General features: G+C 41.0%; 13 protein-coding genes. 1 reads left to right on the forward strand and 12 read right to left on the reverse strand.

Annotated features, from left to right (window positions below; all coding sequences use genetic code 11):
- Positions 1-35: 35 nt before the first annotated feature.
- From RF53_RS10060 to RF53_RS10100, 9 genes are all read right to left on the reverse strand, one after another.
- Positions 36-2699 carry a glycoside hydrolase family 16 protein gene (locus tag RF53_RS10060; RefSeq protein ID WP_039037548.1) on the reverse strand — a complete coding sequence of 888 codons (2664 nt, stop codon included), beginning with the start codon at positions 2697-2699 and terminating at the stop codon, positions 36-38.
- Positions 2700-2961: 262 nt separating this feature from the next.
- Complete coding sequence (locus RF53_RS10065) at positions 2962-3753, reverse strand: sterol desaturase family protein (RefSeq protein ID WP_039037549.1); 792 nt, start codon at positions 3751-3753, stop codon at positions 2962-2964.
- Positions 3746-4390: a CDP-alcohol phosphatidyltransferase family protein gene (locus RF53_RS10070; RefSeq protein WP_039037550.1), complete on the reverse strand. Its 645-nt coding sequence runs from the start codon at positions 4388-4390 to the stop codon at positions 3746-3748. The genes RF53_RS10065 and RF53_RS10070 overlap by 8 nt, the downstream gene beginning before the upstream one ends.
- Before the next feature lie 27 nt (positions 4391-4417).
- Entirely contained in the window at positions 4418-5056 is a 639-nt protein-coding gene (locus tag RF53_RS10075; protein ID WP_039037551.1) for an ATP-binding cassette domain-containing protein, read from the reverse strand.
- 22 nt (positions 5057-5078) lie between these two features.
- Positions 5079-6833 carry an ABC transporter permease gene (locus RF53_RS10080; RefSeq protein ID WP_039037552.1) on the reverse strand — a complete coding sequence of 585 codons (1755 nt, stop codon included), beginning with the start codon at positions 6831-6833 and terminating at the stop codon, positions 5079-5081.
- Positions 6830-8107, reverse strand: a complete 1278-nt coding sequence (locus RF53_RS10085; RefSeq protein ID WP_039037553.1) for an ABC transporter substrate-binding protein — start codon at positions 8105-8107, stop codon at positions 6830-6832. The genes RF53_RS10080 and RF53_RS10085 overlap by 4 nt, the downstream gene beginning before the upstream one ends.
- Positions 8094-8900, reverse strand: coding sequence for a DUF547 domain-containing protein (locus tag RF53_RS10090; RefSeq protein ID WP_039037554.1), 807 nt, complete (start codon positions 8898-8900; stop codon positions 8094-8096). Before RF53_RS10090 ends, RF53_RS10085 begins: the two co-directional genes overlap by 14 nt.
- 1 nt (position 8901) lies before the next feature.
- Complete coding sequence (locus RF53_RS10095) at positions 8902-11055, reverse strand: FAD-dependent oxidoreductase (protein WP_039037555.1); 2154 nt, start codon at positions 11053-11055, stop codon at positions 8902-8904.
- A 189-nt stretch (positions 11056-11244) separates the two neighbouring features.
- Complete coding sequence (locus tag RF53_RS10100; protein ID WP_039037556.1) at positions 11245-13599, reverse strand: TonB-dependent receptor; 2355 nt, start codon at positions 13597-13599, stop codon at positions 11245-11247.
- 246 nt (positions 13600-13845) lie between these two features.
- Here RF53_RS10100 and RF53_RS10105 point away from each other — a divergent pair, with 246 nt between their 5' ends.
- Entirely contained in the window at positions 13846-14259 is a 414-nt protein-coding gene (locus tag RF53_RS10105) for a hypothetical protein (RefSeq protein WP_039037557.1), read from the forward strand.
- Between the two features lie 85 nt (positions 14260-14344).
- On the opposite strand, the gene RF53_RS10110 is transcribed toward RF53_RS10105, so the two are convergent.
- The 3 genes from RF53_RS10110 to RF53_RS10120 all read right to left on the reverse strand — a co-directional run bounded on the left by RF53_RS10110 (position 14345) and on the right by RF53_RS10120 (position 18874).
- The gene (locus tag RF53_RS10110) at positions 14345-14770 is read right to left on the reverse strand and encodes a hemerythrin domain-containing protein (protein ID WP_006792655.1); all 426 of its coding nucleotides are present in this window, start codon (positions 14768-14770) and stop codon (positions 14345-14347) included.
- A 247-nt stretch (positions 14771-15017) separates the two neighbouring features.
- On the reverse strand, positions 15018-16937 hold the full coding sequence (locus RF53_RS10115; protein ID WP_039037558.1) for a tetratricopeptide repeat-containing diguanylate cyclase: 1920 nt from the start codon (positions 16935-16937) through the stop codon (positions 15018-15020).
- A gap of 284 nt (positions 16938-17221) precedes the next feature.
- The gene (locus RF53_RS10120) at positions 17222-18874 is read right to left on the reverse strand and encodes an RluA family pseudouridine synthase (protein ID WP_039037559.1); all 1653 of its coding nucleotides are present in this window, start codon (positions 18872-18874) and stop codon (positions 17222-17224) included.
- Positions 18875-18877 lie beyond the last annotated feature (3 nt).

Genomic DNA, 18877 nt, shown 5'->3' on the forward strand with positions numbered 1-18877 from the left:
GCCTATTTAAAGGCACCTACCATTCAATGGTTGTTCTACGGGTTTGCGATAATTACGTTATCGATACGATAAACCGCGCCTTCACCCGTACTCCATGCTGGGAAAACCATTAACACGTTGATATCACTGATGTCTAAACCGGCGTCAAAAAGTGATTGCAATGTAAATGTGTACGTTTGCCATTGACCAATAACCGGTACTTGACCTTCAACACTTTCTGCAAGAGGAAGCTCCACTGCAGACGCAGCGCCAGTTGATTCAATTTTAAATAACCATTGAGCGTCTGTTGCGTTAGGTGGAGTCACCATTTTCATTTCAAATTGTACAACCCCATTTGCAAGGATAGACGAGGCATCAAAAGAAACACCTTCATCGGCTAAAAAGCCCATAACAGTTGGCGCTGAACCAATTACAAATTCAGCAACGGTACCGTGATCGCTATCGTCTGTTTCTTCAGTAGGTGTTGAACCACCACAACAATCCCATATGCTCCATTGCTCTGCAGCAGTATCTTGGAATATTGTAATTTCACTTCCTGCAGTAGATGCTGCACTTGGGTCATAAATTTTAGCGTTATCTACACGGTAAACTGCGCCTTCACCCGTTCCCCATGCTGGGAAAATCATAACAACATCTATCGCGCTAACATCTAAACCTGCACCTGCTAGGTCGGCTAAGGTGTAAGTGTAAGTTTTCCATTCACCTGCAACTGGCGCGTCACCCGCGTCTGTTAACGGAAGCTCTACCGCTGAGTCACCCTCATTAGATTCAATTTTCATTAACCAAGTTGAGTCAGGGTTATTAGGGTTTGACATTACTTTTAGTTCAAACTGCAGAACGCCATTTTCCAAAATACTAGTCGCATCAAATGGTGTGCCGCTTCCGCCAGCAGAAGTGCGTGTGTTAAAGCCCATTACTGTAGGTGCTTCACCAATGCTAAACTCTGCAGTTAAACCGTGCTCTTCGTCGTCTAATGCTTCAACTGGTGTTGAACCACCACAGCAATCCCACATAGGCCAATCTAAACTTTGTCCGTTGTCGAATAAGACAACCTCAGGAGAAGCACCCAAGTCACCTTCAATTGCTACATTGGTGATAAGGTACTCAGCTCCTTCACCTGTTTGCCATGCAGGGAATACCATAAGCACATCAATTGCGCTTAAATCTAGGCCTTTTTCTTGAAGTAGTGATAATGGAAAGGTATATGTTTGCCATTGACCAGTTACAGGTGTTACACCTTCATTGCTTTCACTTAATGGTACGTCACCTGTATTTGGGCCACCGTCACCTGCTTCTGCTTTAAGTATCCATGTAGTATCAGACGTTGGAGGCGTTACCACTTTCATATCAAACGTTAAACGGCCGTTTACTTCAAGTAATGGAGATGCATCAAATGGAGACGATGTTCCTGTAAAGTCGTCTGGAAAGTGACCGCCGCGAGTAGAGAAGCCAAGCACAGTTCCGTTGTTATCGTTTATATTAAATTTAACTGCGTCACCTTTGTCTGCATCAGTAATAACCTCTGGTACAGTGCCGCCACAACAATCCCATGCAATCCAGTTAGCGTCTAGGCTACCGTTAAATACATCAAGGTTTCGGGCTACGCCGTCGCTAGGTGGGGTAGGTACAGGTGCTGCACCTTCTACAAGCGCGTCGTCTAGGCTGTCGTAACCTGGGCGAACTGTTTCACAACCTTTGCCTGTGCTTGGGTCTGATGCACATTCGTATACTCGAACGTAATCAATTTCAAAGCTTTGGCCTTGTGCAAATGCGTCTGCATCAATACCTAGGTTGTTAACGTTTTCAGGCCAATCGCCACCCACTGCATGGTTTAATATAAGGTAGAAATCTTTATCGAAAGGGGCGTTATCCCAATGTGTTGTAAGTTCGCCGCTTCCTTGTTCAAAGTATTCTGCAAACCAGCCTTTGTGTTTAAGGCCAACAGCTTCGTCTTTTGAATTAAAACGAACTTCAGAACGACGTTGTGTAGCGTAAAGGTAATCATCTACATACCAGCGGATTTCACCCTCTTGCCACTCAATAGCGTAAGTATGAAAATCATCAGCTGGGTTCATATCTTCAGGTAACAAATAAGCTTTACCTGAGCTAGCGTTATTTGGCCACTCACGACCGTAATGAAGAGTACCGTGCACGTAAGATTCAATAGTGCCATCTTCAGCGGCTACTTTTAGATTTACAGCTTCTAAAATATCAATTTCACCAGAACGTGGCCAAGTGCCATACTCTTCATCAGTTGGCATCATCCAAAATGCAGGCCAGCTACCCTGACCAGACGGTAATTTTGCGCGCATTTCAAAGCGGCCGTATGTAAAGTCTGCGTTGTAACGGGTATTTAAGCGGGCTGATGTGTAAGGTTTAGCTGCGCCTTCTTCTGCAGGGAGTGCGACGATGTTCAGCATGCCGTCTTTGATAAAGGCATTTTCTTCGTTATCGGTATAACATTGCTTTTCGTTGTTACCACCACCAGCACAGTTTAATTCAAAGTTCCATTTGTTTGTATCAATGCTAGTGCCGTCAAATTCGTCATTCCATACCATGCGCCAGTCTGAGACTGGCTCTGAAGAATTAACGACTTCTGTATTTGTGTTTGTTGTTGCAGCGTCACCACCACAGCCGGCCAAAGACGCTAATGAAATAGCTGCCAGAAGGCGTGTAATGCGTGTTGTTTCAATGTTCATAACTGAACCCCGTTCAACTGATAATTGTCAGAATATGTGTTTAAGTTTAGTTGATTTTATAGCTTTTATACTTTCTGTAAGCGCTTACATTTAAGTGTGTAATTGTAAGCGCTTACAAATAGTATTGTGCAGTTGTGATTTGGTCAACATATTTGTCTAAATTATTTACAATTAATTTACTGTTTAACGAATAAATAGTAGTTCTAAAATCATTAAACTGCGTAATTTTGTTTAATGATTTTATTTTTTAAGAGGATAGTTGTTACTTTTTTTGAAATGGCATGGTTAACAAAGCCCAAAGAGACGCGTTTTGCTTTTCGCTTGGGTATTCTTTTAGGCCTACATCTATGTCGTTATCGGTTTTTTGCGCTTCATTTTTGTAACTACCAAACAGTTTATCCCACCAAATAACGCTAAATCCGTAGTTTGAATTGGTTTCGCTCACGCGTTGGCTATGATGAATACGATGTAGTATTTGGGTCATTAGTATTAACCGAAGGGGCTTTTCTATTGCATTTGGCAACCGAATATTGGCGTGGTTAAACAGCGCTAACCCGTTAAGTGCAATTTCAAATATTAATACTGCAATAGCGGGTACCCCTAAAGCAGTAACGGCAATCAATTTTATAAGTATGCTAAGTACAATTTCGATAGGGTGAAACCGCAAGCCTGTGCTGGTATCTACATGCGCATCGGCGTGGTGTACACGGTGCAAACGCCACAAAATAGGCACGTTATGAAATAACCTATGCTGCCAATAAATAAGTATATCAAGCAGTAGCATACTTAAAATAATAGCAACACTACTTGGTGTGGCTATTTGATTAAATAAACCAATACCGTGCTCTTGGTTATAAAGCGCTACGGCGGTTAAGCCTATGGGCACACTTAAGCGGGCAATTAGTGATGAAGCAAACACGAGTCCAAAATTAGCAAGCCATCGGGTGCTACTTTTTATAGGCGATTTGCGTGCGGGCATACGCGATTCTAGAAGCATCATAATAACCAAAATGCTAAAAAAGAACCCTAAACGCCACCAAATTTCATTACTCATTGGCTTGTGTAACCTCATTAGCTTCTTGGAGTTTTAACGTGTTATAACCACCATGTATACGTGTAAAAATAGTAATAGCGCACGCAGTGGCAAAAATACTCGCCATTATGGCAAAGTGCTGCGGCCAAATACAAAAGGCTATAAATAACGCGATAGTTTCTGTACCTTCGGTTAAACCATTTAAATAGTAAAAGCTTTTGTATTTAAACTGAGGTTTTTCGAGCTTAAATTTTTCGGCGGCTATGGCAAAGGCTAAAAAGCTTGAGCCTGTACCTATAAAAGTGGCCAGTAATATGCTACCTGCAATGGCGTTTTGCTCGGGGTTTGCCAAAATAAAGCCAAGCGGAATTGCCGCGTAAAATAAAAAATCGAGGGTAATATCTAAAAAACCGCCAGCGCTTGAACTTAAATTTGCATGGCGTGCCAATGCGCCATCTAGCCCATCTAAAATACGATTTAAAGCAATAGCTGTTAAAGCTGCGTACCACATTTCAAACGCAATTAATGGCACAGCTAATAGGCCTATTAAAAAGCCTGCCACAGTAAGTTGGTCGGGCGTTATACCACGCTTTTGCATTAACGCCACAACAGGGGTTAACAGTGGCTTTATTACGGGGGTGATGTATTTGTCTAACATGCTTGGTGCCTTGTACTTTTTGTGCGTTTATTTGGCTAAATTTAAGGTGATCAGCTTGCCGTTTGCGGCCTCTGCATCGCTATGATCGTGGGTGACCATAATAGCGGGCAGTTTATGCTCACGTATTTGGCTAAATACCAGCTCGCGGGTATCTACTCTTAATTGGGTATCGAGCTTGCTAAATGGCTCATCAAGCAAAATAGCTTTTGGCTCGCTTAATAGCATACGCAGTAAAGCTACGCGTGCTTGTTGACCACCAGAGAGGTTGTCGGGGTGGCGATTAGCCATGCCTTTCAATCCTACTTGTTCAAGGGCGTGCTCTATTTTTTCAAGGCGCTGTTTTTTATTGCCTTTAGGCATAGCAAAGGCAATGTTACCGCTTACCGATAAATGCGAAAATAATAACGCATCTTGATAAAGCACACCTATGTGGCGTAAATGTGCGGGTAAATTATTAATATTTTTACCGTTAAGCCACACTTCGCCATTTGCGCTAAAGCCGCTGGGTAATGTGCCGGTAAGCCAGTTTAATAAACTTGATTTACCACTGCCTGATGGCCCCATAATAGTAAGTATTTCGCCGCCTTTTACATGCTCGTTTAAGCTTAGTAATAGCTCGTGTTGACGATAAAGCTCACAATTTTTAATTTCTAAAGATGACTGCATTAAAAACCTTTTAATTTATGGGTTAGCGATGGGCGCTTTTAAAAAAGTACTTAGGTAACACCCACGCCAGTATAAAGCCAATGAGTGGCAATGCCATTTGCATAATGGCATACACCGCACTGGTGCGCCTACTTGCGCCATTTGCAAGGGTAACCGCTTCGGTTGTAATTGTTGCTATGCGCCCGCCACCGGCTAAAAGTGTAGGTAAATATTGGCCAAAGCTAATGGCCAAACCAAGTGCGGCCGCAATTAAAATAGGGGCAAATAACTGGGATAATTTTATGTGTAAAAACACTTTGCAGGGTGTTGCGCCAAGGCTTGCTGCTACATGAGCAAAGCGAGGGTCTAATCGCCTATAACTGCTCGCAAGCGATAAAAACACATACGGCAGTACAAACAATAAATGGGTAAATACCACATTAAAAAACGCGGCTTGGTTATTTACTAGTTGTTGCAGCCACACTAGGCCAAATAAAAACGCAATACTTGGTACAAGCAACGGTAAATAAATAATTAAGCTGGTAAAGCGCGACATGGGTTTTGCACTTAACTGCTCTGACTCTAAGCACAAAAGGGTAATAATAATGGCAAATAACGTAGTAACTAGCCCTATAGCAAGGGTATTATAAAGCGGGCTTTGCATTTGCATTAGCGCACTTTTAAAGTGAAGTAGCGTGAGCTGATCGGGCAGTGCCGCCGGAAAACGCCAAAATCCGGCAACCGACCACATAATTAAGCCAATTAACGAGAGCAAAATAAAGCCAATTACAAATACTGTTAATACGGTCGTTATTTTTTGCCAATAAACACCGCCATATTCTCGCTCGCCATTGGTGAGTAAGTCACTAAATAATGCTTTTATCGCTTTTTCGCCGCCAAGCCAAAGTGCTAGCAAACCGCCAGTAAGTACAAGCTGCAATAGTGCCCCCGCAGAGGCTTTAATACGCAGGTTTAAATCTACATCGTTAAACCAGTGCATAATAGCAACTGCAAGCGTTGGCGGAGTATTTGGCCCCAAAATAAGAGGCATCTCTACACTTGCACTGGCATAAGCCAATACGGCTAAAATGGGTAGGCGCAGCAATGGGTAAAGGCTTGGCAGTATCACTTTAAAAAAAGCAGTCATAGGGCAGTAGCCTAAATTAAGCGCGACTTTATGTTGCTGGCGCAGCTTTTTGCCAAGCTCAGGCTGGGCAAGCACACCTAGCGCCATTAACAGTAAAAAAGGCAACTCTTTAAGCGTTAAGCCTAAAATTATACTATTACCAAACGAGTCATGCGGAAACATGCCGTTAGGCGCAAGTTCCCACCCACTAAACCAAGGCGATACTAAACGCGAGATCATGCCCGAAGGAGCAATTAAAAAGCCAACCGCTATAGCCGCTGCTGCGTGGGGAATTACCAGTATAGGGCTCAGTAAACGCTGAATACGGTTAAGCCACGGGCTATTAAAAAATGCCGCTAAAATCATTAACGTAATGATAAAGGCAAGTAAGGTACTTATTAATCCGGTGCCAACACTTAGCATAACCATGTGTGTTAGGCCGGGTGTTTGCATAAGCATAGTAAAGCCATGTAGGCCAAGTGTTGTTTGCTCAAGTACTGGCGCATAGCCAAAAGCGGGCAGTAGCACGCTAATTAGGCCGCCTATTACCGGAAAAATTAGTAATGCCAGTAAAAAGCGTGGGCTTAATTTAACTAATTTACTAAACATATCGGCGCTTTTATGTGGTTTAAGCGTTGGGCTTGCTGCTAACTTATTTGAAACAACACTCATTGGCTTATTCCAAAACGTGTTTGCCAACCTTGCATAATAGCGTTTACCCAGCTTGGGTGTGGCTCACTTAGCGTGCGTTTAATACTATTCAAAGGCAGCGCGCTTGGATGCGGCTGAGTTGTTTTAAATAAGGCTTGTTGCTGTGGTGTTAGCGTTGACTGAATAAGTACACTTTTATCGCCCCATATAGGCGCTTTTTGTTTTTGAGCTTGCGCTTCTGGGCTTAATAAAAAATTAGCCACTAACTGCGCACTTTGCTGGTGGCTTGCATTATAAGGTATGGCTACAAAGTGGGTGTTACTCAAACTGCCATCTTGCATTGCATAACTGCGAATACTTTTAGGTAAATCATAACGTTTAACGGCTGCGGGCACTTCGGGTGCTGAAAACGTAAACGCTATGCTTAGCTCGGTGTCGCCTACTAAACGGCGCATTTGTGCGCCACTTTGCATAAAGTGTTTACCGCCGCGCCAAAGTGTTGGGTGCAGTTTATTTAAAAAGTTCCATAATGGGTTTAATACTTGGGCTGTGTTTTGTGCAGTAGCTGGCTGATTTAACTGTGCTTTAAGTGTGTCATCACTTTGCTGATGTAGCATAACAAGCGCGTATTTTAAAAAGCTCATGCCTAAAAAATCAGGGGGCTTTGGGTAGCTAAATCGCCCTGGGTTTTGTGCGCTCCAGCTAAGTAATTGGTCTAGGGTTGTTGGAAGTGTGTTATTTGCAGTGCCGTCAATTGCTAAACTGTCGTAATAAAAGGTGAGCGATGCTTGGCCCCAAGGTGCTTCCATCCCGTTGGTGGGTATTCCAAAATCAAAATTAACAGCGGGGTTATTGTTAGGGTCGGTGTAGCTAAAATTAGGCAGCTTATTAGCCCATTGTTTAAGTAATAACGAGTGCTCGCTCATGGTGGCAAAGTTAGCACCGTTTATCCAAATTAAATCTACGCTGCCTTTATCGTTATTGTTTGCTGCTTTTTCGGCAAGTACGCGACTTACCGCTTCGCTGGTATCACTTAGTTTAACGTGTACTAAGTTAATGTTGTATTTGGTTTTTACTTGCTGCGCAGCCCATTGAATATACGCATTTATTTGCGCATCGCCGCCCCACGCATAAAAATATACGCTTTGGTCTTTGCCTAAGCTTTCAACTTGCTGCCAACGGCTTTGTAGTTGTGTACTTGCTAGGCTTTTAAAGCTAATAACAAGGCAAATGCAAAACGCGACACAGCAAAAGCTGTATCGCGATAATGTTTGCCAAAATTTATTGGCGAGCATTTAAATCCCAGTTGTAGTCTAAAAATTTAACTTTCATGTCGTTATTTTTAAGCGCTTTTTGCTGAGCGGGTATCAGTTTTAGTGCTTTAGGGTATTGCATAAAAAACTGTTGCAGCGTATTCGCACCTTTAAAGCCTTGTTCAAAATCATCGCCGTACCACTTAAATATTGAAGACACACTTAGCGTGTTATCTTGCGCTATATTGCGGGTCATGTCTGATAAAAAACGTACCGTTTGCGCTTGCAATTGGCTTTCTAAATCAGTGGCTGTGTAGGCTTCTTCACGTAGTGCTGGGCAGCCAATACTTGCGCAATTTACAGCAAAGTGAATACGTGGGTCGTTGTATTTACCACTGCCACGTATTAAACCATGTTCTATATCATCAAGGCTGCGCGTTTTACCAAGTAATGGCACAAACTCTTTGCTCCATGGTGAGCTAAAAAAGCTGCCTAAATCTTTAATTGACTTAAGATCTGGGTATTTTGTTAATATAAGCTCAACAGTAAAGGCGTTATATGCGTTAATTAAAAACGCCAGCTGCTTAGGTTTTTCCCATGTATCAAACTCATTTTGCGTAACAGCCGATAGCGAATCTAAATAGGTTTTAAGCTCGCTGTGCTTAGCTTTTATTGCTGCGTAATCAACCTCTGTGCTGTGGCCATGGTTTATAGACACAACATGGTTGTTTAATAATGTATTCCAGCCCTCGTGCATATTTTGAGCTTTGCTTGCAAACGATGTTGCAAGCAAAGCAGACCCTAACAATAGCGCTTTTAAAGGTGTTTTAAACATATTAGCCTCTGCGCCATGTGTGGTATTTTTCAAGCATGTTAAGTACTTTTTCAGGTGCGTGAGCGCGTTTCCACTCGCCTGCTGCGTACTTGTTACCTTCAGCCCACGTGGGGTAGCTGTGAATAGTGCCTAGTATTTTGTTAAGGCCTAAACCGTGTTTCATTGCTAGTACAAACTCAGCTATTAAATCGCCAGCGTGCTCAGATACCACTGTAACACCGAGTATTTTGTCTTTGCCTTTTGGTGTAATTACTTTAATGAAGCCTTTGGTGGCGCTGTCGGTAATGGCGCGGTCTAGCTCTTCAAATTCAAAGCGAGTGATTTCATAGTCTATGCCTTTATCAATAGCGTCTTGCTCGTTTAAGCCAACACGTGCTACTTCTGGGTCAATAAACGTAGTCCACGGAATAACACGGTAATCTACTTTAAACTTTTTAAGATTACCAAATAAGCCATTTACAGCGGCGTACCAGCCCTGATGAGCGGCTACGTGCGTAAACTGATACGGACCTACAATATCGCCAGCGGCAAAAATGTTAGGGTAAAGCGTTTCTAGGTATTCGTTAGTGACTACAGTACGGTTGGTTTCTATGCCGAGTTCTTCAAGGCCGTAACCTTTAAGGCGAGCGCTTCGGCCCACAGCACATAGTAGCTCATCGTATTCAATATCGATTTCGGTATCGTTATGTTTTACCACAATGAACTTTTTGCTATCGCGCTCTTCACAGCGTAGTGCTTGATGCGAGGTTAAAATGTTTACGCCGCTCTCAATAAGCGCTTCGTGAGCAAAGGTAGACACTTCTAGGTCTTCTTTGATCATGATGCGTTCGCTCATCTCAATTTGCGTAACGCTTGATCCTAAGCGTGCAAAACTTTGTGCAAGTTCGCACCCAATTGGGCCGCCACCAAGTACAACAAGCTTTTTAGGGGCTTCTTCAAGCTCAGCAAATTTAGTCCATAACGTATCACTTGTTACATAGCCTGTTTCTTCAATACCCGGTAATGGCGGTACAAATGGGCGTGCGCCAGTGGCAATAACAATAGTGCGGGCTGTTAATGTTTGTGTGCCGCCATCGTTAAGCTTAATTTCTACAGTCCATGGGTCTAATAATTTACCGTAGCCTTTTACAACATCTACACCAAGGTTTGTGTAGCGTTCAACGCTGTCGTGTGGTGCTACATCGGCAATTACTTTATGTACACGTGCCATTACTTTTTTAAACGAAAACTGCGGTGTGGCGTTTTCTAAGCCGTAGTGTTCACCGTTGCGAATTTGCTCGGCAATTTTAGCGCTTTTAATAACGGCTTTACTTGGCACACACCCGTAGTTTAAACAGTCGCCTCCCATTTCGCCGGCTTCAATTAGGGTTACTTTGGCTTTAACTGCTGCTGCAATGTAGCTTGTCACTAAGCCGCCAGCACCTGCGCCAATAACAATCATGTTGCGGTCGAACTTTTTAGGTTTAGTGTAATTTTTGTATACGCGACGTTTTTTAAACACGTTTAGGATTCCTTTAGCAATAAAAGGGAACACACCCAATAAAGCGAACGATAGAATAAGATCGAGCGATAAAATGCCAGATAAGCTCTCGATTTGCGCAAGTTGCGTACCCGCGTTTACAAATACAAAAGTACCCGCGAGCATACCTACCTGACTTACCCAGTAGAAGGTCCACGATTTAATTGCAGTAACACCCATTAGTAAGTTAATTAAAAAGAACGGGAATACGGGTACTAACCTAAGGGTAAATAAGTAAAACCCACCTTCTTTTTCAACGCCTGCGTCAATAGCGTCTAAGCGCTCAGGAAAACGTTGTTTAATTGTATCGCGCAGTAAATAACGCGATACTAAAAAGGCAAACGTAGCACCTACCGTAGAGGCAAACGAGGCAACCAATAAGCCTTCAACTAAGCCAAATAATGCACCTGCGGCCAGTGTTAATATAGCCGCACCCGGTAAAGAGAGAGCCGTTACTACCACATAAAGCAAAAAGAAGCCGCCAATAACAAGCAACGGCGACTGTGCTTTGTACTGATCAAATTGATCCATTGACCCTTTTAAGCCATCAAGTGTTAGTAACTGGTGTAAATTAAAATGAAAGAACGCGCCAATAGCAGCGGCGGCAATCACTATTAATAATAATTTTTTTATCATGTTCTCTCTCTTAATTAGGCCCTATTAACCTTTTTGGATTGCACTAGGTAAATCCTTTGGGCTGCGCCTGTTTAGCATTAATTTTACTTTAACGCCTATGAGGAATAACCACACCACATAGGCTTTACCTCGCTTTATAAGAAGCAAATTTATGTATATTTAACCTTTAAAGCTAAATATTCATAAATATTAAAACTTATGGGTCAGAGTCAGCTTGGCATTTATTGGCAATTCAGGGAATGCCAAGGTTGCGCCAAAGTAGCCGCCTTCAAAAACAGGACGCCAATTTTTTTGGTTTGTGATGTTATTTACATCTAAACGTAACTTGGTACTAGGCGTAAATGCATAGCTAGTATTTACGTTTAGCGTGTATTGATCACGAATTTTAACTGTTTGTAAAAAGTCTAATGGGTAACTCTTTGTATATAGACCTGAAAAACCAGTTTGCCATTTCGAGGTAATTGAATAATTACCATTAAAACTAAACGATTGCTCTGGAATACCTTGTACTTGACTGTTTGACGGTGCAAATGGTGTAAAGCTTGGCGCGCCAACGCCCGTACCAGCAATAATGTCTGGGCGTGAGTTATCAAACGCATCAGCGACTTGAGCGGAATCTTGGCTGCTTGCAGAGTTGTCGTAGCGGGCATCTATGTAGCTGTAGCCCGCACTTAGCCAATAAGGGTAAGCATCGTAAAATACTTGGCTTTCAAAACCTGTGGTACGAATACCCGTATTGCTGCCATCGCGATTACGCAAGCTGCGGCGTTGACTAAATACAGCGCCATCGGCATACCAATCACTGTCGATTGGGGCATATTTTAAACCAAATTCTACGAGTGTGTTTTCTGTTGCAAAGTTTTGTTCACTAATAACGTTGTCGCCACCCAGCACATTACCGCCAGCCATACTATTTGATGTGGCCTCGTTATAACTTGCTGCACCGTAGCCTGTGAAATCAGCGTTTAGTTTGTAATTAAAGCTTACCTGACCTGACTGAAGTGTGTCGTTAATGCTATCACTTGCTGCAGTTTGGCCTTGTGGTGCAATAGGATCTCGTGCTTCTACATCATAATAATCTACCCGGTAACCTACGCTTGTATGAAGTTTATCTGTCCAATCCGAGTCTTGCTGAATAGCAAAACCTGTTTGCCATGAACGTGAGTCAGTAGTGTCTGATAGGTTAAAGTCGCCGCTGCCGTCGTTATCTATATCGTACTGTGCACCAGGTGATACGAACACACCCGGGCGAAGCTCAACCAAACGTGCCTTTTGTGCGTCTGTTAAAGGAATGCGGCGATTTGATAATGGGCCAGTTAAATCAATAGGTAAGTCGGCCTCTGTGGTGAACTGACTGTAGCCAAGCACTTTGTTATAGCGTACGTCAAAAGCAAAAATAGTTTGTTGTTCGTCGTTCCAACTATACGTTAGTTCTGTTCGATTTTGCGCCGTGTCGGCGCCGTCAATAATTTCAACAAAGCTATTTTGGGCAATCTCTTCACGCTGTAAATGTTGAAAGTAGGTGATGTTTTTAAGTGAGGCATTTGCACTTAGCTCACGTTTATAAATACTGTGAATTAAATAGGTTGTAGCTTCGTTTTGGTTATCAGGGTCAGTAAGTACAGTGCTGCGATCAATGTTTACTTGCCCAGTAGGCGACACAATCGAACCCGCCGCCGGTACTGTACTGCCATTTGCTTGCACGCCTTGGCCAGTAATATAAAGGCCATCATCAATTAAAGCTTGGGTAGGGCGGTTAATACCGGCGTTGTCGGTAAATTCGACTTGGTATAGCTCAAAGTTAATATCCCAAGTGCTTTTATCGTCTGGCAAAATGCGTAGTGCTGCAAATAAACTGTCGCTTTTAGTACCTGAATAATCGTAGTAGCTGCCATGGTCAAGATGTTCATAGCTTACTCTAAACCCAACTTTGTCTTTAATAATTGGCGCAGTGTAATCTATTTGCGCACTGTATTGGTCCCAACGACCGGCCGATAAACTCGCTTTGCCTTTACTTTCGTCCGTTGACGCTACTTTTGACTGTAAGTTAACAAACCCACCGTTGCGTTGGCTTGAACCAAACAAAACCGGCGGTGCGCCTTTTACTACATCTATTTGTTCGACAGAATTGAACGATAACGGCACGCCAAACCCATTGTTACCTGCTTGACGACGTGTACCATCTTGAAAAAGCTCACCCAATTGACCGCGAATAGTAGGTAAACTTGGCGCGCCAAAGCCACTTGCAGAGTATGTGTTTGGGCTTACTGCTAATACATCTTGTAAAGTAGTAATGTTAAGCTGTTCTATAAGTTCGCTTGAAATAGGCGTAACTGAGCGTGCTATGTCTTGAAGTGCTAAGTTATCACCAAAAGGACCGTCAATTGTTTCATTTTTAACAGAAAGACCTTGAGACTTTATAACTTGACCAGCCACCTCTATGTGTTCAATCGAATCTTTTACTTGCGTTTTTTCAGCTGCAAAAGCAACAAGGGGAGTGTTTAATATGGTGGCTAAGGATAGTGCTAAGTATGCGTGTTTCAAGGGTTGTCTCTCTAGTGTAATTAGTTATTGGCGATAAAGACCGAAAGGAATAAAAATATCTTTCAATTAAAGTATAACTTTTTTAATTTTTAGAATGGATGCGTGCAAATTATTCTTATTATAGTCTTAAGCTTTAAATGTTGTTGAATACTCGCTTGGATTAAATCTAAATAGTTTGAAATTAATCATAACTTATACGGTCTTGTTCTGTTCTTGGTTTATTTATATATTTTTAAAGGAAATTTAATGACGGATTCTTTAAGTAGTGATGTTCAAAATCGTTTGCAGTGGTCACTTTTATCTTTGCGTGTAGGTGTGTTTATTGTAATGGTTATGTGGACATTCGATAAGTTTGTTAACCCTGGACATAGCGCACGTATTTTTGAGCATTTTTATGGGATCAGTGGCTCTACAGATATGGTGGCTTACATTATTGGTGCGTTGCAGCTAGTACTTGTTTTAGCGTTTTTAGCAGGTATTAAAAAACGTATAACTTACGGTATTATTTTTATAATGCACGGCCTATCAACGCTTTCATCTTACAATCAGTACATTGATGGCTTTAATAACTTATTATTTTTTACTGCGTGGCCAATGTGGGCAGCGTGTTTTGCACTTTATTTATTAAGGGATCAAGACGTAAAATATACTGTTAAATAAAACAGCCAGACAAAAAAATGGTTATAAGCCAATTAGCTTATAACCAAAAGTACACAGGGAGGTGTATGAATCCTTACTTTTACGATTAATGCATTGCGTCGTTGTATTTGTCGCCTAAGCGCTCTTTTTGCCCTTCAGACAGCGCTTTACCTGCTAGTTGAAATACTTCATGTTCTTCTTCATCTAAATGATGGTGCACTAAATGGTGTAGTTTTTTAGCTTCTACTAACCATGCTGATGAGCTCATTTCGGTGTCTTCAAGTTGTTCAATTAGTTCATCAATTTCATGATGCTCTGCAACACTGTGGCGTGCTTTTTCTTGCGTTAAATCTTCACAAATTAATGGATTATAAAAGTAGCGCTCTTCAAATTTTGCATGTTCCTCTAGCTCTGTTTTTAGCTCATCCATTAAGCTATGACGTTTTTTTGTGTCGCCCTTGGTTTGAATAAGCGCGTCAACTAGTTTGCGTTGTTTGTCATGATCATTACGTAGTGCTTCAAAAATATTCATAAATCATCCTAATCAATTACGTTGCTTAATAACTAATAAGCAAACGCAGTGCCATATTTTAAGTTATTGAAAGTAATGATTTTATAGGTTTTAGGCTATGTTTTTGGATTGTTTGTGTATTTTTTACAGACGAGAGGGTGAAATAATTTCTTACTTTTAATACGAGCTAATACTTCATGTGCAGCTATTTACAATTAGCTTGTTAAAAACATATTTGGGGGTATGTGTTTGTTAAGCTTTAATACGCCTAGGGCTGCTCAACATTAACCTGATTGCGGCCACTTTGTTTGGCTTTATAAAGAAGCTCATCAGCATGAATGATCAGTTTTTCAAGTGAGCGGTTAGAGGAGGAGCTAATTGCTGCACCTGCGCTAAACGTAATGGTTTCAGTATTATTTAAGCCTTCTATTTTGCTACAAATATCTATCAGTGTATTGGCAATAGAATCGAACGTTGTTTTAACGCTTTGTTTATCAACAGTGTTTAAAACAAATAACCATTCCTCACCACCATAGCGGCCAAATTGGTCGTCACCAGCAAGTGTATTTTGTGCTGCACGAGCAAAAGCTTTAAGAACGGAGTCACCCACATCGTGGCCGTAAGTGTCGTTAATGTGCTTAAACAAATCTAGATCGACAATGGCAATTGTAGCATTGCTTTGCTTAAGTTTTTGAGCCGCTTTTTGCATAATACCGCGTCGATTTAAACAGCTAGTTAAGTAGTCAGTCAGCGCAATGTTATAATATTTTTTACGTTGTAGTACTTGTTTATAAATAAGTAATAGCGACATAATAACTAAAATAAACGCAATTGTTGCGCTTAACCGCCAAATTATTTTTTGTTGATACTCTTCTTTGGCGAGTAATTCGTTAATGTTTTTGTCGTATTCTAGTTGGAGTATTTTTTCTTCTTTTTCTTTTACTTCAAATTTTATTTGCAGTGTTTTAATGTTTGTTTCGCTGGTGGCTTCGTAATGCTTTTTCATAAATGTAAGCATTTGCTCCATTGCGTCAAATGCATCGTCTGTTTTGTTGAGGCTTCGTTTTAACTGGTATCGCTTTTGAAGGTAATCGGCTTTATAAATGCTGCGGCTAAAATCATCGATCATCGAAAATACTTCATCGTTCATTTTATCGGCTTTTTCAAGTAAACCTTGTTTTTTATAAATATCTAGCATCAATATCATCGATGCGAGTTTCATATCACCTATTCCGGCTAGGTGGGCAACCTCAATATTTTTTGTGGCTAAGGCGAGCGCATCTTCGTAGTTTTCTTGTTTGTATAAAATATTAGCAATTGAATACTGAGCAAAAGACAGTCCTTTTTGCATGTTAACAGATTCAAAGTAAGAGAGTGCTTTGTCTAAATAAATGAGGGATTCGTTTGGTTTATTTATTTCAAGTAATACATTGCCCAAGCTCCAGTAAGCTTTAGCTGTATATAAGCCATCTTGAGTTTGCTGATATGCGATCAGCGCTTTTTTAGCGTATGTTATTGCTTTTTCTTTGTTTTCTAAATAATTATACGCATCGGCTATCTTCCTGTAAAAATAGCCTTGCGATGCAATATCGTTGTTTTGCATCGCCAGTTCTAATCCGTCGAGTGCCACGCTCAAGGTTTTTTTCAGTTCATCTGTTTCGGTATAAAAGTATGCAAAGGCTCTTAAAATAATGATTTTTTCAGCCGGTGTAGATTGAGAAAATCGCGTTTTTAGTTGATTAACAACATCGTTTGCCTTTTGGAGTTCTTTTTGTAGGCTAAGCAGTTTTAATTGTGACTCCAAAAATAGCAGTAATACGTCAGGTTGTTTAGATAATTGCTGATTTGATAAGTAAACAGTGAGGTGTTTATCTAATTTTTCGTACTTTTCTTCCCTAAAAAGCAGTTCGGCATAAATGGCTGCAGCTTCTAAATGCAAAGCGTCATTCTGTTTTAATTTACTTTGCTCGTAAGCTTGAGTGATTTGTTTTTTGTTTTGCAGGTAGTCAAGTTTGTCTGTTCTTACACTTTTAATCAGCGCGCGTACGTCTTGCTGACTGAGCTCAGGGGTAGTGGAATTGTTTGAATAAGCAATACTTTGAAAGGCGGCGAGTAAAAAAAACACAACAACAAGCTGTTTAACCAACACCGATAGGTAACTTGCTTTAAATTGCATGTTATTAGTCATATTCAGCCCTTACTAACTTGATACGTGTAGCTTTTTTGAAAAACGTAGGGTTAGTTAAATTTTGGCTAAACCTCATCCATATACTTTTAGTAATCAAAAACTTAAGCAGGTTGTAGCCTTGAGAGACGTTTATATCTAGCATTTTCAATCTCTATTAAGTATTGGTTAACCACTAATTATCCAATTACATTACCATAAAAGTTATTTTATAAAAATATCTACGCCTATAATCCTAGTATAAGCGTGATAGCAGCCTTATTTATGGTGGTTTTAGTATTTATCTGTTAAAAATCAGCATCAATTTTAAACTCTAAACGCTCGTGATTAATCGGGTGCGTGAATGCTAGATACTCAGCATGCAGGTGTAACCGGTCTGCTTTTTTACCATAATGTGTATCACCAATAATAGGGGTGTTTAAACCTAATACATGTGCGCAGTGCACACGCAGTTGATGTGTGCGCCCTGTTTTAGGGTAGAGCTGCAAGCGAGTTGTGTTGTTTTTTCGCTCAAGTACTTGCCATGTTGTAAGTGCAGGCTTTCCTTTTTGGTAACACACTTTTTGACGCGGCTTATCATCAAAATCTGGTGTTAGGGGTAACTCTATAGTACCGCTTTCTTGTTCTATATTCCCATCGACTAAAGCAACGTAGCGCTTTTCTATTGTGCGCTCAATAAATTGTTTTTGAATGGCTTTATGTGCCCGTTTATTTAGGGCAATAATTAATAGTCCTGAGGTTGACATATCCAATCGGTGCACAATAAGTGGGCCTGTAGCTTCTGGAAATTGTGTTTTCATACGCAAGAATACAGAGTCGTCTATGGTAATGCCCGGGACCGATAAAAACTCTGCCGGCTTATTCACTATGACCAAATCGTCATCTTGGTAAACAACAGTAAGCTCTTTACCTTGTGCAGGGTTATTCAACAGTGGGCTAGGTTCTACATTTAAGCCTTTTAGCATGTGGCCTAAGATAGGCTGACATTTACTAAAGCAAGATGGGTAGTAGTTTTTATGCTGCCTAACCGCAGATTTAGGCGGGGCTCCCCACCAAAATTCACCCATGGCAATGGGTGTTAAGTTATGTTTAAACGCATATTGAAACAATTTAGGGGCTGCACAGTCACCTGCCCCCGAGGCCGGCGTATGCTCAGGTAATTTGGCAAAAATAGCATTGAGGTCTTCTATTTCGCCATCAATATTAAGAAATTGATATTGAGCAAATAGTATTTTTTGTAAGCTTTTGGAGAGCGTTTTACGGCGTTTTTTTAAATGTTCAAGTTCATCGTTTATTTTGCTATGCGCTTGTTCAAGTGTGATTAGCTGTGTTTGCCATTTTTGCTTTAATGCCTGAAGCTGCTTTTTTTCTTCAATGCTTTGTGTTGCTAGCTTTTTTTTGAGTTGTTGGATTTTGGTTTTACTCGATTTTTTTTCAGCGTCGCTGCGTTGTTTTTTACGCTTTTTTCTGCTTTTTTGCATTAAAGCATGCTGCGCTTGCAGCTCTTTTTCAAAGCCTTCGTTGGCGGTAGCTAATAATTGGCTAATGCTCTTTAGTTGCTCACTGTTTTCAAGTTCGTCTATTTGTGCGTTCAAGTCATTTATTATTTTGCTTTTAGCTAAGTAATTTTCATCGTTTAATTGCATACTTGAAATAGGGGGCACAAAGTTAATACTGGCTTTGTTTGCGTCAACTTGCCCTGAGTAGGCCGCTAAAAAGCCCAGTTCGTTTTGCTCATTTTTAACCACTAATACGCCAAACATTTTACCCGCGCTTTCAGCTTTTAAATGTGGCAGTGTTTCGAGCTGCTGTTGCAATTGTTCGCTTGCTGCAATAGTTAACGGGTGTGGCTCGTAAAAAAAGGGGTAAGTAAACTGTTCCGGTAAAGGAATAGTGGAAACAGGTTGAGCAAATGGGGTAAAACAAGGGCTGTTAGGCATAGC

The sequence above is a fragment of the Pseudoalteromonas sp. ECSMB14103 genome, assembly GCF_000813065.1.
In the GTDB taxonomy this organism is placed as follows: Bacteria; Pseudomonadota; Gammaproteobacteria; order Enterobacterales; family Alteromonadaceae; genus Pseudoalteromonas; species Pseudoalteromonas marina.

What these genes read in the sequence shown, in the direction of transcription:
- RF53_RS10090 (WP_039037554.1), bottom strand. Translation starts at nt 8,900, where the DNA reads ATGTTTAAAACACCTTTAAAAGCGCTATTGTTAGGGTCTGCTTTGCTT.
- RF53_RS10065 (WP_039037549.1), bottom strand. Translation starts at nt 3,753, where the DNA reads ATGAGTAATGAAATTTGGTGGCGTTTAGGGTTCTTTTTTAGCATTTTG.
- RF53_RS10075 (WP_039037551.1), bottom strand. Translation starts at nt 5,056, where the DNA reads ATGCAGTCATCTTTAGAAATTAAAAATTGTGAGCTTTATCGTCAACAC.
- RF53_RS10115 (WP_039037558.1), bottom strand. Translation starts at nt 16,937, where the DNA reads ATGACTAATAACATGCAATTTAAAGCAAGTTACCTATCGGTGTTGGTT.
- RF53_RS10060 (WP_039037548.1), bottom strand. Translation starts at nt 2,699, where the DNA reads ATGAACATTGAAACAACACGCATTACACGCCTTCTGGCAGCTATTTCA.
- RF53_RS10120 (WP_039037559.1), bottom strand. Translation starts at nt 18,874, where the DNA reads ATGCCTAACAGCCCTTGTTTTACCCCATTTGCTCAACCTGTTTCCACT.
- RF53_RS10110 (WP_006792655.1), bottom strand. Translation starts at nt 14,770, where the DNA reads ATGAATATTTTTGAAGCACTACGTAATGATCATGACAAACAACGCAAA.
- RF53_RS10080 (WP_039037552.1), bottom strand. Translation starts at nt 6,833, where the DNA reads ATGAGTGTTGTTTCAAATAAGTTAGCAGCAAGCCCAACGCTTAAACCA.
- RF53_RS10105 (WP_039037557.1), top strand. Translation starts at nt 13,846, where the DNA reads ATGACGGATTCTTTAAGTAGTGATGTTCAAAATCGTTTGCAGTGGTCA.
- RF53_RS10095 (WP_039037555.1), bottom strand. Translation starts at nt 11,055, where the DNA reads ATGATAAAAAAATTATTATTAATAGTGATTGCCGCCGCTGCTATTGGC.
- RF53_RS10085 (WP_039037553.1), bottom strand. Translation starts at nt 8,107, where the DNA reads ATGCTCGCCAATAAATTTTGGCAAACATTATCGCGATACAGCTTTTGC.
- RF53_RS10070 (WP_039037550.1), bottom strand. Translation starts at nt 4,390, where the DNA reads ATGTTAGACAAATACATCACCCCCGTAATAAAGCCACTGTTAACCCCT.